Raw genomic sequence first — 12,612 nt, 5'->3', positions numbered from 1 at the left:
CAAGCGCCGCGAGTCCGCCTATGGCGCCGGCCGCGTGAAGCTCGGTCCTGGCGGCGAGTGGTGGAAATGGAAGATCGATCCACTCAGCGTGGACGCGGTGCTGGTGTACGCCCAGCGCGGCCACGGCCGCCGCGCAAGTCTCTACACCGACTACACCTTTGCCGTGTGGACCGGGCCGCAGGACGACCCGGACCGGCAGCTGGTGCCCTTTGCCACGGCCTATTCGGGCCTGACGGATGCCGAGATCGCGCAGGTGGACGCCATCGTCCGCAAGACCACGCGGGAAAGCTTCGGGCCCGTGCGCAGCGTGGATGCAAGCATGGTCTTCGAGCTCGGCTTCGAAGGCATCGGCAGGAGCCCGCGCCACAAGAGCGGCATCGCCGTGCGTTTTCCACGCATGCTGCGCTGGCGCCAGGACAAGACGGTGGCCGAGGCTGACACCCTGCAGACGCTGATGGCGCTTCTGCCTGGGCAGGACGCAGCCGCATGAGCACGGCTCGGCGTTCGCGCAAGACGGCACCACCGGGCGCGGCAGCGGCCTGGATGGCCACGCGCGGCTGGCAGCCTTTCGCTTTCCAGCACGAGGTATGGCAGGCGCTGGGCGAAGGCCGCTCCGGACTGTTGCATGCCACCACGGGTGCGGGCAAGACCTATGCCGTGTGGCTGGGCGCGCTGCAGCACCTGGCCCGGGCCGGCACTGCCGTGGCGCCGGTGGAAGCCACGCTGCAGGCCCGCCGCGCGGCCGCTGCGCCGCTCACGGTGCTGTGGATCACCCCCATGCGCGCCCTGGCGGCTGACACGCTGCGTGCGCTGCAAGCGCCTCTGCCGGACATGGCGCCGACCTGGACCAGCGGCCTGCGTACCGGCGACACCGCCAGCGGCGAACGCGCCGCGCAGGACCGCCGCCTGCCCACGCTGCTGGTGACCACACCCGAGAGCGTCTCGCTGCTGCTGGCACGCGCCGATGCGCAGGAACGCCTGCGCCATGTGCAACTGGTGGTGGTGGATGAGTGGCACGAACTGGTGGGCAACAAGCGCGGCGTGCAGGCGCAGCTGGCACTGGCGCGCCTGTCGGGCTGGAACCCGGCGCTGCAGGTCTGGGGCATGTCGGCCACACTGGGCAATCTGCGGGAGGCGCTGGATACCCTGCTGCCCCGCTCGGCACCGGAAGCGCCCACGGCACCACCGGCCGTGCTGGTGCAGGGCCGCATCGACAAGGCGCTGCAGGTGGATGTGATGCTGCCGCCCAAGGTGGACCGCTTTGCCTGGGCTGGCCACATGGGCCTGGCGCTGCTGCCGCAGGTGGTGCAGTCCATAGCGGCCTGCGCATCGACCCTGGTGTTCACCAACACGCGATCACAGGCCGAGCGCTGGTACCAGGCGCTGCTGGAGGCGCGGCCCGACTGGGCCGGCACGCTGGCGCTGCACCACGGCTCGCTGGGCCAGGAGGTGCGCGCCTGGGTGGAGGCTGGGCTCAAGACCGGCCAGCTCAAGGCGGTGGTCTGCACGTCGAGCCTGGACCTGGGCGTGGACTTTTTGCCCGTGGAGCAGGTGCTGCAGATCGGCTCGGCCAAGGGCGTGGGGCGGCTGGTGCAGCGCGCAGGCCGATCCGGCCATGCGCCGGGGCGCACCTCCAGCATCACGCTGGTGCCCACGCACAGCCTGGAGCTGGTGGAGGCGGCCGCCGCGCGCCACGCTCTGGCGCAGGGCCGCATTGAAGACCGGCACACGCCGCGTGCGCCGCTCGATGTGCTGGTGCAGCACCTGGTGACCGTGGCGCTGGGTGGCGGCTTCCTGCCCGAGGCGCTGCTGGCCGAGGTGCGCCGCGCCCCGGCCTATGCCACGCTGGCCGACAACGACTGGCAGTGGGCCCTGCAGTTCGTGCGCCAGGGTGGTACCTCGCTGGCCAGCTACCCCGATTTCCACCGTGTGGTGCCCGACGACGCCGGCGTATGGCGCGTGCCCGATGCGCGGCTGGCGCGCCGGCACCGCAGCAACATCGGCACCATCGTGAGCGACGCCAGCATGCAGGTGCAGTTCGTGAGCGGCGGGCGCCTGGGCTCTGTGGAAGAAAGCTTCATCGCGCGGCTGCGCAAGGGCGATGTGTTCCTGTTCGCAGGCCGCCTGCTGGAGCTGGTGCGCACCCAGCAGATGACGGCCTACGTGCGCGTGGCGCCCCGCGGCAGCGCGGCGCTGCCGCGCTGGAACGGCGGGCGCATGCCGCTGTCGAACACGCTGGCCGACGCCATGCTGGAAATGCTGGAGCAGGCCGAGCGCGGCGTGTATGCCTCGCCCGAGATGCAGTGCGCCCGGCCCCTGCTGGCCGTGCAGGAGGCCTGGTCGGCCCTGCCCACGCCTGGCCGGCTGGTGGCCGAGACCCTGCACACCCGCGAGGGCTGGCACCTGTACCTGTACCCGCTGGCGGGGCGCCTGGTGCACCTGGGCCTGGCCGGCCTGCTGGCCTGGCGCGCGTCGCAGCAGGTGCCCAATACCTTCTCCATCGCCGTCAACGACTATGGGCTGGAGCTTTTGTCGGCCAAGCCCATCGACTGGGCGATGCTGCTGCCGCGCATCCTGGGCGAGGGCACGCCCACCACCATCGGCAGCGGGCTCGAAGAGGAGGTGCTGGCCAGCCTCAACGCCACCGAGATGGCGCGCCGGCGCTTTCGCGAGATCGCGCGCATCGCCGGCCTGATCTTCCAGAGCCACCCGGGCGAGCAGCGCAGCAGCCGGCAGCTGCAGGCCTCGTCCTCGCTGTACTACGACGTGTTCGCCCAGTACGACCCCGGCAACCTGCTGCTGGCCCAGGCCCGCGCCGAACTGCTGGCCAACGAGCTGGACATGGAGCGCCTGGCGCGCACCCTGCGCGGCATGCAGGCGCAGACCCTGTCCATCCATGCGCTCACGCGCCCCACCCCATTCGCCCTGCCCTTGATGGTGGAACGTTTTCGCGAGCGCCTGAGCACCGAGACCCTGGCCGACCGGCTGGCGCGCATGGTGCAGGCGCTGGAGAAGGCCGCCGATGAGACACCGGGTCTGGGCCCCGCAACAGCCCGCAGCAAGCGGGCACGAACCTAGAATGGTGACAACCTCCCACGGCTGAATGCCCGCCTGCGGCCCTCGCAAGTTACGACACAACCAATGCCCGACATCCTGCCTCTGCCCGTGGACTACGCGGCCTGGCTGGCCGATCTCAAAGGCCGCATCCACAGCGCCCAGCAACGCGCCACGCTGGCCGTCAACCGCGAGCTGGTGGTTCTGTACTGGCAGATCGGGCAGGACATCCTTGCCCGGCAGACACGGGAAGGCTGGGGCGCCAAGGTCATCGACCGCCTGGCCCACGACCTGCGCACGGCGTTTCCCGACATGAAGGGTTTTTCGCCGCGCAATCTCAAGTACATGCGCGCCTTTGCCGAGGCCTGGCCTGAGCAGGAATTTGTGCAAGAGGTGCTTGCACAATTGCCCTGGTACCACCAGTTGGCCTTGCTGGACAAGCTGCAAGGTGCGGACGCCCGCAGATGGTATGCCGCCAAGGCACTGGAGCATGGCTGGTCGCGCAACGTGCTGGTGATCCAGATCGAGCGCCAGCTGATGGAGCGCAGCGGCAGCGCGGTGACCAATTTCACAGCCCGTTTGCCAGCGCCCCAGTCCGACCTGGCGCGCGAATCGCTGAAGGACCCGTACCGGCTGGATTTTCTCGGCCTGGGCGAGGATGCGCAGGAGCGCAGCATCGAGGACGCCATCGACCAGCACATCACACGCTTTCTGATCGAACTCGGTGCTGGCTTCGCTTACGTGGGCCGCCAAGTGCACATCGAGGTCGGAGGCGACGATTTCTTCATCGACCTGCTGTTCTACCACCTCAAGCTGCGCTGCTATGTGGTCATCGAACTCAAGGCGGGGCCGTTCAAGCCCGAGCATGCGGGCCAACTGGGCTTTTACCTGAGTGCCGTCGATTCGCAGATGAAGGGCGAGCACGACAACCCCACCATCGGCCTGCTGCTGTGCAAGAGCCGGAACAACGTGGTGGCCGAATATGCGCTGCGCGATTCGAGCAAACCCATCGGCGTCGCCGAGTACCAGTTGCTGGAGGCCTTGCCCCCGGACCTGCAAGGGAACCTGCCCAGTATCGAGGCCCTGGAGAGAACCCTCGAATCCGCCCCGCAAGGCACCGCCGCCCCGTGATGCCACCAGCGCCCCCGGGCGCCCACGCCCTCACCCTGCCCGGCGGCACCGCGTTGTGGCTTCTGCCCCAACGCGCCGTGTATTGGCCGGCCACGCGCACGGTTTTCGTGGCCGATGTGCACTTCGGCAAGGCCGCCACCTTCCGCCGCGCCGGCCAGCCCGTGCCCCACGGCACCACGGCCGACAACCTGGCCCGGCTCGACGCCGTGCTGGCCGCCACGGGCGCGCAGCACCTGGTCTTCCTCGGCGACTTCCTGCACGCCCGCAGCGGCGCCGACGAACCCCTGTGGGCCCAGTTGCTGCCCTGGCGCGCGCGCCACGCCGGCATCCGCATGACGCTGGTGCGCGGCAACCACGACCTGCACGCTGGAGACCCGCCCGCGGCCTTTGCCATGGCCCTTGCGGACGAGCCCTGGCGACCGTTGGCGAACGCCGAATTGCTTGCGTGCCATCACCCCTTGGCGGTTGCCGAAGGCACGGTACTGGCAGGCCACCTGCACCCCACGGTGACCCTCTACGGCCTGGCCCGCGATGCCGCGCGTCTGCCCTGCTTCGCCTTCACACCGGGGCTGCTGGTGCTGCCGGCCTTCGGGGCATTCACAGGAACATCCAGCCAATCCATCGCGCCACAGGCGCAGCGGTTTGCGGTGGTGGGGGATCGGGTGGCGGCGATCCGACCGTCCGGCAAGCCCGATTGAGCCCCACTGCTTGGCCCTTGTGCCAATGAGGCTTTTCGGCGTCGCGGCCACCAGATTTCCGTCCAAAACCCGCTTCCGCTATAGGCAACCCATTAAAAAAATTGCACCTATCCGTCGGTAAATTTTGCATAGTGGGATTCGATTGCAAAAACCGGGGCCCGATAAAGCGCCAAAGGACGAGAATGCGAGAGCATTCGCGTTTGGCCCCTGCCGTACCCTGCGGCCAAGGGCATTTACACACCCGTTCGTGAGACAAGCCATGACGACCCAGCAACCGACCATCATCTACACCCTGACCGACGAGGCGCCTCGCCTGGCCACGGCTTCCTTCCTGCCCATCATCCGTACCTTCGCGGCGCCTGCCGGCATCAACGTGGCGGAGTCCGACATCTCCGTGGCCGCCCGCGTGCTGGGCGAGTTCCCCGAGTTCCTCAAGGAAGAGCAACGCGTTCCCAACACCCTGGCCGAGCTGGGCAAGAAGACGCTGCAGCCCGACGCCAACATCATCAAGCTGCCCAACATCAGCGCTTCGGTGTCGCAGCTCAAGGCGGCCATCGCCGAGCTGCAGGGCAAGGGCTACGCACTGCCCGACTACCCGGACCAGCCCAAGGACGACAAGGAAAAAGAGATCAAGGCGCGCTACGGCAAGTGCATCGGCTCTGCTGTGAACCCCGTGCTGCGCGAAGGCAACTCCGACCGCCGCGCGCCCGCCGCCGTGAAGAACTACGCGCGCAAGAATCCCCATTCGATGGGTGAGTGGAGCCAGGCATCGCGCAGCCACGTCTCGCACATGCACCACGGCGACTTCTACCACGGCGAAAAGTCCATGACGCTGGACCGCGCCCGTGAAGTGAAGATGGAACTGATCACCAAGAGCGGCAAGACCATTGTCTTGAAGCCCAAGGTCGCGCTGCTCGACCGCGAGGTGATCGACAGCATGTTCATGAGCAAGAAGGCGCTGCTGGAGTTCTACGAGAAGGAAATCGAAGACGCGCGCAAGACCGGCGTGATGTTCTCGCTGCACGTGAAGGCCACCATGATGAAGGTGTCCCACCCCATCGTGTTCGGCCACTGCGTGCGCATTTTCTACAAGGACGCGTTCGCCAAGCACGCCAAGACGTTCGACGAGCTGGGTGTGAACGTGAACAACGGCATGGTCGACCTGTACGCCAAGATCGAGACGCTGCCCCAAAGCCAGCGCGACGAGATCAAGCGCGACCTGCACGCCTGCCACGAGAACCGCCCCGAGCTGGCCATGGTCGACTCGGCCAAGGGCATCACCAACTTCCACTCCCCCAACGACATCATCGTGGACGCGTCCATGCCCGCGATGATCCGCAACAGCGGCAAGATGTGGGACGCCAACGGCCGGCTCAAGGACGTGAAGGCCGTGATGCCCGAGTCGACCTTCGCCCGCATCTACCAGGAGATCATCAACTTCTGCAAATGGCACGGCGCCTTCGACCCCAGGACCATGGGCACGGTGCCCAACGTGGGCCTGATGGCCCAGCAGGCCGAAGAGTACGGCTCGCACGACAAGACCTTCGAGATCGCCGAAGACGGCGTGGCCAACATCAACGACCTGGCGACCGGCGAAGTGCTGCTGTACCAGAACGTGGAAGCCGGCGACATCTGGCGCATGTGCCAGGTCAAGGACGCCGCGATCCGCGACTGGGTCAAGCTGGCCGTCACGCGCGCCCGCAACTCCGGCATGCCCGTCGTGTTCTGGCTCGACTCGTACCGTCCGCACGAGGCGCAGCTGATCACCAAGGTCAAGATGTACCTGCACGAGCACAACACCACCGGCCTCGATATCCAGATCATGAGCCAGGTGCGTGCCATGCGCTACACCCTGGAGCGCGTGATCCGCGGCCTGGACACCATCAGCGCCACCGGCAACATCCTGCGCGACTACCTGACCGATCTGTTCCCCATCATGGAACTGGGCACCTCGGCCAAGATGCTGTCCATCGTTCCGCTGATGGCCGGTGGCGGCATGTACGAAACGGGTGCCGGCGGCTCGGCCCCCAAGCATGTGCAGCAGCTGGTGGAAGAAAACCACCTGCGCTGGGATTCGCTGGGTGAGTTCCTGGCGCTGGCCGTGTCGTTCGAAGACCTCGGCATCAAGACCGGCAACGCCAAGGCCAAGGTCCTGGCCAAGACGCTGGACGCGGCCACGGGCAAGCTCCTGGACAACAACAAGAACCCCTCGCCCAAGACCGGCCAGCTGGACAACCGCGGCAGCCAGTTCTACCTGGCCCTGTACTGGGCCCAGGAACTGGCCGCGCAGACGGACGACAAGGACCTGGCCGCGCACTTCGCTCCACTGGCCAAGGAACTGTCGGCCAAGGAAGAGACCATCGTGGCCGAACTGGCTTCCGTGCAGGGCCAGCCCGCCGACATCGGCGGCTACTACCAGCCCGACGTGGCCAAGCTCGACAAAGTGATGCGCCCCAGCGAGACGCTGAACAAGGCGCTGGCTGCTGCGGCCGCCTGATCCTTTCGGCACCCACAATGCAAAGGCCCCGCATCGCGGGGCCTTTTTTTATTTTGGGGGGAATTCAGGGGCGGTCCCGGTCCACCACACGGCTGTTCAGGGGTTTGGGCACATAGGCCGGCAGGAAGGCGCAGCCCTTGCCGAACTTGGCTTCGTTGGCCGGGCACTGCTGGGCAATGCCCTCGGGCGTGGGCTTGGCGCCCTCGTCCACCCAGCGCAGCAGCGCGGTCATCAGCGTGGGGTAGGTCGGGTCACTGAGGTAGCTGTGGGTGTTGTGCTGGGTGAAGGTCTGCACCAGGCGGGCGCCGCTGCCGGCGCGATCCATGGTGCCCTTGAAGAAGGCGTCCAGTTCGACAAAGGCCGTCGGGTCGTCCACGCCCTTGACGGTGAGCACCGGCACGTCGATGCGGCCCGTGGGGTCGGTATCCTCGGCGAAGCGGGCCAGGGCCTGCGGGTCGGCCTTGTAGCGCAGCACAGCGGCGTTCAGCGCCGCATCGTCGGGCGAGCCGGTGTAGCGTGCACCCATGTTGCCGAAGGGGCTGGCGTCGCCCGTGCGCAAGTGCACCACGTCGCGGTAGTGGAAGGTGCCCCAGTTCAGGTGGCTCTGGATGGAACTGGCAGGGATGCGGATCACGTCGACGATGGTTTTCACCTTGCGCTGCTGCTCGGGCGTGCGCTGTGCGGCCGGCTTGTCCAGGCCCAGGCACTCGTTGACCCGGGCCGTGAGCTCGGCGCCTGTCATCTTGGCGCTGGCCGGCAGGCCGATGTTCAGCGGGTACTGCGCCTCGTTGGGTAGCGGGTGGTTGTTGCACAGATGCTGGTAGACCACGCGCAGGTCGGTGCGGAAGTCGTACGAACGGCTGCCGCCGGCCAGCAGCCCGCTGGTGAGCAGCACCGCGTCATAGGGCCGGGGGCTGACCGCGCCGTGGCCGAACATGTCGGCGCCCATGGCGGCCACGCTGGCGCCCCAGGACTGGCCGTGCAGGATGGTGCGGCGCGGCTGGGCCACCTGCGACACGAAGATGCGGCGCAGGCGCTCCGTGTCCTCGGCCGCAGCGCGCACGGCCACGCCGCCCTGGCGAAAAGTGCTGCCGGCCCAGGCATAGCCGGCACGGACCATGATGGACCAGCGCTCCAGATCCTCGACCGCGCGCTCGGGCTTGGGCGCGCCCAGCGTGGGGCCGCCGTGCGAGTGCATGACCAGCACCTGGTTCCACTGGTTCGGCATGGCGATGAGGTAGTAGGCGCCGGCCGAGTCCTGGCCCGACAGGCAGCGCGCAATCGCTTCGATGTCCTTGGGGCAGGCCGTGGCGACGGGGGCCGCCTCCTTGCTGGCCGGCACGGCGGTGCCGACACCTGCGGCGGGCGGGTTCTTCATCGGAGCACAGGCGGCCAGCAGGCCTGCGGCCAGGGCAGGCACGGACAGGCGCAACGCGGGCGCGAGGAATGCGGACAGGGAGTGCATGGGCAATTCGTCTCCAGGGTGTGTTGTGTGGTTCTGGGCAAGCGCAGGCAACAAGGGCCGTGGCGCATCGTAGAAAGCAGCCCGCGCCCCGTCAAATAGCCTGCACAGGGCAGCTCCATACGCTGCGCATATGGACCTGCGCAAGCCGGGGGTCCGGCCTCGCGCTCGCTATAGTCCTCCTTTCCCGCGAAAAGCCTTCGCCACACCGTGCACCGCCGCCACAAAACCCGTCCCTGGTCGCTGCAGGATTGGATTTTGTTAACCATTTAGTGAATTATTCGGGCATGAGCAAAGACACCGAGACCACCGCCCCCGAGCGCCAGCGGGACGCAGACCGATCCCAGGGGGCGATCCTGTCCGCGGCGCGCGACGAGTTTGCCGAGCACGGCCTGGGCGGTGCCCGCGTGGACCGCATCGCCGAGCGCGCCGGCCTGAACAAGCGGCTGATCTACTACTACTTCGCGGACAAGGAAACCCTGTTCCAGGCCGTGCTGGAGCAGGCCTACCGGCACATCCGCGAGGAGGAGCGCAAGCTCAACCTGCTGGAGCTCGAGCCCGCCACCGCGATCCGCCGGCTGGTGGAGTTCACCTGGGTGTACTACCTGGAGAATCCGCAGTTCCTGACCCTGCTCAACAGTGCCAACCTGCACAAGGCGCGCCACCTGCAGGAGTCGCAGCGCGCACGCGAGATGAACTCGCCGCTGATCGCCATGCTGGGCGAGGTGCTGGAACGCGGCCGGCGCGAAGGGAGCTTTCGCGGTGGGGTGGACCCGCTGCAGCTGTACGTGTCGATTGCCGGGCTGTCGTACTTCTACCTGTCGAACAACCACACCCTGTCGGCCATCTTCGGGCGCGACCTGATGACCCCCAAGGCTCGCAACGAGCGGCTCACGCACATGTGCGATGTGATCCTGGGCTATGTGCTGAAGGGCTGAGGGAAACTACGCTCCATGTACATCCCAACGCTCCTGCTTTTCGTCATCGCACCCGCAGCCATGGCCGCCTTTCTCCTCTGGCGCGCCTACCAAATGGGCACCGGCAAGCGTGTCGAACTCACGCGCCAGTGGATTGTGCGCCCGCCCGAAGGGATAGAAGGCTGCGCGCGCCTGTTTGCATGGCGCGACCTGCTCTTTGCCGCAAGCCTGTTGCTTGCCCTCGGCCTGCTGCTCTGCCTTCCGCACTATGCCGCCGCATGGATCCCGCTCATGGCGCTCGGCGGCTTTGTGCACCAGGGCTTTACCGGGTATGCACTCGCCAGGCTGCGCAAGAAGCCGCCTCGCTGACCTGCAGCCGCAGCGCGCGCCCTTGGGTGCCGCGCACCGCTGCCCTCGGTCCCTGCCCCACCCGGCCCACGGGTAAATACCTAGCTCCATTGAACGCGTCTACGTTGACGCAGGCGCAGCAATGCCTAAAAATCTGCTCTATTCACCAATCAGTGAATTAAAGAGCAAGTCCAAGCCTGCCAACGGAGACAAATCCATGCCTTTCATCCGCACCACCCGCCGCGCTGCCGCCACCGCCCTGGCGGCAGCCACGCTCACGTCGCTGTCGTTCAGCGCCCTCGCGCAGGGCGGCTACCCCACCAAGCCCATCCGTGTGATCGTGCCCTTCGCGGCGGGCAGCACCACCGACATCATTGCGCGCGCCATCGCCGACAAGATGGGCCAGAGCATGGGCCAGTCGCTGGTGGTGGACAACCGCGGCGGCGCCAGCGGCACCATCGGCCAGCAGGCGGTGGCCACGGCCGCGCCCGACGGCTACACGGTGATGATCCATTCCTCCTCGCACACGGTGAGCCCGCTGACCTTTGCCAAGCTGCCTTTCGACACCACGGGCGACTTCGCGGGCGTGACGCCGATCTCCTCGCTGCCCAATGCGCTGGTGATCTCGCCCGCCAAGGGCATCAAGACGCTGCAGGACCTGGTGGCTTCGGCCAAGGCCAAGCCCGGCACGGTGAACTTCGCCTCGGCCGGCCAGGGCAGCGCCACGCACCTGAACGCCGAGAAGTTCAAGCTGGCCGCGAAGATCGATGCGACCAACATCCCTTTCAAGGGCTCGGCCGAGGCCGTGACCGAGGTGCTGTCGGGCCGCGTGGACTACTACTTCTCGCCCATCGCGCCCGTCATCGGCCAGATCAAGGACGGTCAGCTGCTGGCGCTGGCCGTGGGCTCGCCCAAGCGCGCCGCCGCCCTGCCCGACGTGCCCACCACGGCCGAGGCCGGCGTGCCGGGCTCGGAATTCAATTTCTGGATCGGCATGATGGTGCCGGCCAAGACGCCGCGCGACATCGTCAACCGCCTGCACGACGAGGTGGTCAAGGCGCTGGCCACGCCCGAGGTGAAGGAGCGCTTCCTCAAGCTCGGCGCCGATGCCTGGACGCTCAAGCCTGAGCAGTTCGACGCCTACATCAAGGACGAGATCAAGAACAACGCCGCGCTGGTCAAGGCAGCCGGCCTGCAGCCTACCCAGTAATTCCCTGCGCGCCGCACAGCAACGCCCGCCCCGCCATGGGGTGGCCAGGCCGCGCCTTTGCCCATTCCTTTTGCAACCTTTGAACTGAAACGGACCGACACCATGGCCACCCAACGACTCGGACTCATCATGCACGGCGTCACCGGCCGCATGGGCATGAACCAGCATCTGATCCGCTCCATCTGCGCCATCCGCGCGCAGGGCGGCGTGGTGCTCGGCAACGGCAACCGCGTGATGCCCGACCCCATCCTCATCGGCCGCAATGCCGAGAAGATGGAGGCCCTGGCCAAGGCCCACGGCATCGCGCGCTGGGGCACGGACCTCGATGCCGCGCTGGCCAACCCCGAGGACACCGTGTTCTTCGACGCCGGCACCACGCAGATGCGCCCCACCCTGCTGGCCAAGGCCATCCGCGCGGGCAAGCATGTGTACTGCGAGAAGCCCATCGCCACCAACCTGAACGAGGCGGTGGAGATCGCGCGCCTGGCCTCAGGCTCGGGCCTCAAGCACGGCGCAGTGCAGGACAAGCTATTCCTGCCCGGCCTGCGCAAGCTCGACATGCTGCGCCGCGCGGGCTTCTTTGGCCGCATGCTCAGCGTGCGCCTGGAGTTCGGCTACTGGGTCTTCGAGGGCGACCTGCAGCCCATCCAGCGCCCGAGCTGGAACTACCGCAGCGAAGACGGCGGCGGCATGATCCTGGACATGATGTGCCACTGGCGCTACGTGCTGGACAACCTGTTCGGCGAGGTGAAGTCCGTCTCGTGCATCGGCGCCACGCACATCCCGCAGCGCTGGGACGAGGCCGGCCAGCCCTACCAAGCCACGGCCGACGACGCGGCCTACGCCACCTGCGAACTCACGGGCCACAACGGCGAGCCGGTGATCGCGCAGCTCAACATGAGCTGGGCCACGCGCGTGCGCCGCGATGACCTGGTCACCTTCCATGTGGACGGCACCGACGGCTCGGCCGTGGCCGGCCTGTCGAGCTGCCGCGCGCAAAGCCGCGTGGCCACGCCGCGCCCGGTGTGGAACCCCGACGAGAAGCAGACCATGAACTTCTTCGACCAGTGGCAGGAGATCCCCGACTCGCAGGTCTACGACAACGGCTTCAAGATCCAGTGGGAACACTTCATCCGCCACGTGGTGGAAGACGCCCCCTACCAATGGACCCTGCCCGAAGGCGCCAAGGGCGTGCAACTGGTCGAGGCGGCGCTGGAAAGCTGGAAGGAACGCCGCTGGGTGGACGTAGCGCCCCTCAACGCCTGATCCATTTCTTACCCCATTTCCCGAGTTCA

At 67.4% G+C, this 12,612-nt stretch carries 9 protein-coding genes and 1 pseudogene; 9 read left to right on the top strand and 1 reads right to left on the bottom strand.

Annotation, left to right across the window (positions count from 1 at the left end; genetic code table 11):
- The 5 genes and pseudogenes from ACK59X_RS26855 to ACK59X_RS26835 all read left to right on the top strand — a co-directional run.
- Positions 1-490 (top strand): annotated as a pseudogene (locus ACK59X_RS26855) (ATP-dependent DNA ligase); the annotation flags it as partial.
- On the top strand, positions 487-3,078 hold the full coding sequence (locus ACK59X_RS26850) for a ligase-associated DNA damage response DEXH box helicase (RefSeq protein WP_409961582.1): 2,592 nt from the start codon (positions 487-489) through the stop codon (positions 3,076-3,078). The pseudogene ACK59X_RS26855 and the gene ACK59X_RS26850, both read left to right, overlap by 4 nt.
- Before the next feature lie 63 nt (positions 3,079-3,141).
- On the top strand, positions 3,142-4,185 hold the full coding sequence (locus tag ACK59X_RS26845) for a YhcG family protein (RefSeq protein WP_409961581.1): 1,044 nt from the start codon (positions 3,142-3,144) through the stop codon (positions 4,183-4,185).
- Positions 4,185-4,883, top strand: coding sequence for a ligase-associated DNA damage response endonuclease PdeM (gene pdeM / locus ACK59X_RS26840; RefSeq protein ID WP_409961580.1), 699 nt, complete (start codon positions 4,185-4,187; stop codon positions 4,881-4,883). Before ACK59X_RS26845 ends, pdeM begins: the two co-directional genes overlap by 1 nt.
- A 259-nt stretch (positions 4,884-5,142) precedes the next feature.
- Positions 5,143-7,380, top strand: coding sequence for an NADP-dependent isocitrate dehydrogenase (locus ACK59X_RS26835; protein ID WP_409961579.1), 2,238 nt, complete (start codon positions 5,143-5,145; stop codon positions 7,378-7,380).
- 64 nt (positions 7,381-7,444) lie between these two features.
- Here ACK59X_RS26835 and ACK59X_RS26830 read toward each other — a convergent pair whose 3' ends face one another.
- Positions 7,445-8,845 (bottom strand): hypothetical protein, encoded by a 1,401-nt coding sequence (locus ACK59X_RS26830; protein ID WP_409961578.1) that lies wholly within the window; start codon positions 8,843-8,845, stop codon positions 7,445-7,447.
- A gap of 284 nt (positions 8,846-9,129) precedes the next feature.
- Here ACK59X_RS26830 and ACK59X_RS26825 point away from each other — a divergent pair, with 284 nt between their 5' ends.
- The 4 genes from ACK59X_RS26825 to ACK59X_RS26810 all read left to right on the top strand — a co-directional run bounded on the left by ACK59X_RS26825 (position 9,130) and on the right by ACK59X_RS26810 (position 12,583).
- Positions 9,130-9,780, top strand: coding sequence for a TetR/AcrR family transcriptional regulator (locus ACK59X_RS26825; protein ID WP_409961577.1), 651 nt, complete (start codon positions 9,130-9,132; stop codon positions 9,778-9,780).
- 15 nt (positions 9,781-9,795) lie between these two features.
- The gene (locus tag ACK59X_RS26820) at positions 9,796-10,128 is read left to right on the top strand and encodes a hypothetical protein (RefSeq protein ID WP_409961576.1); all 333 of its coding nucleotides are present in this window, start codon (positions 9,796-9,798) and stop codon (positions 10,126-10,128) included.
- Between the two features lie 196 nt (positions 10,129-10,324).
- Positions 10,325-11,317, top strand: coding sequence for a tripartite tricarboxylate transporter substrate binding protein (locus tag ACK59X_RS26815; protein WP_145694214.1), 993 nt, complete (start codon positions 10,325-10,327; stop codon positions 11,315-11,317).
- 102 nt (positions 11,318-11,419) lie between these two features.
- Positions 11,420-12,583, top strand: a complete 1,164-nt coding sequence (locus tag ACK59X_RS26810; RefSeq protein ID WP_409961575.1) for a Gfo/Idh/MocA family protein — start codon at positions 11,420-11,422, stop codon at positions 12,581-12,583.
- Positions 12,584-12,612: the final 29 nt, after the last annotated feature.

Origin of the sequence: Acidovorax sp. (assembly GCF_046339755.1) — a bacterium.
GTDB lineage: Bacteria > Pseudomonadota > Gammaproteobacteria > Burkholderiales > Burkholderiaceae_C > Acidovorax.
Note: the sequence above shows the minus strand (reverse complement) of the source record. Positions and strands in the feature narration are given on the sequence as shown.

Excerpts from the sequence above, each read along its gene's own strand:
- ACK59X_RS26850 (WP_409961582.1), top strand. The coding sequence starts at position 487 with ATGAGCACGGCTCGGCGTTCGCGCAAGACGGCACCACCGGGCGCGGCA.
- ACK59X_RS26845 (WP_409961581.1), top strand. The coding sequence starts at position 3,142 with ATGCCCGACATCCTGCCTCTGCCCGTGGACTACGCGGCCTGGCTGGCC.
- pdeM (WP_409961580.1), top strand. The coding sequence starts at position 4,185 with ATGCCACCAGCGCCCCCGGGCGCCCACGCCCTCACCCTGCCCGGCGGC.
- ACK59X_RS26835 (WP_409961579.1), top strand. The coding sequence starts at position 5,143 with ATGACGACCCAGCAACCGACCATCATCTACACCCTGACCGACGAGGCG.
- ACK59X_RS26830 (WP_409961578.1), bottom strand. The coding sequence starts at position 8,845 with ATGCACTCCCTGTCCGCATTCCTCGCGCCCGCGTTGCGCCTGTCCGTG.
- ACK59X_RS26825 (WP_409961577.1), top strand. The coding sequence starts at position 9,130 with ATGAGCAAAGACACCGAGACCACCGCCCCCGAGCGCCAGCGGGACGCA.
- ACK59X_RS26820 (WP_409961576.1), top strand. The coding sequence starts at position 9,796 with ATGTACATCCCAACGCTCCTGCTTTTCGTCATCGCACCCGCAGCCATG.
- ACK59X_RS26815 (WP_145694214.1), top strand. The coding sequence starts at position 10,325 with ATGCCTTTCATCCGCACCACCCGCCGCGCTGCCGCCACCGCCCTGGCG.
- ACK59X_RS26810 (WP_409961575.1), top strand. The coding sequence starts at position 11,420 with ATGGCCACCCAACGACTCGGACTCATCATGCACGGCGTCACCGGCCGC.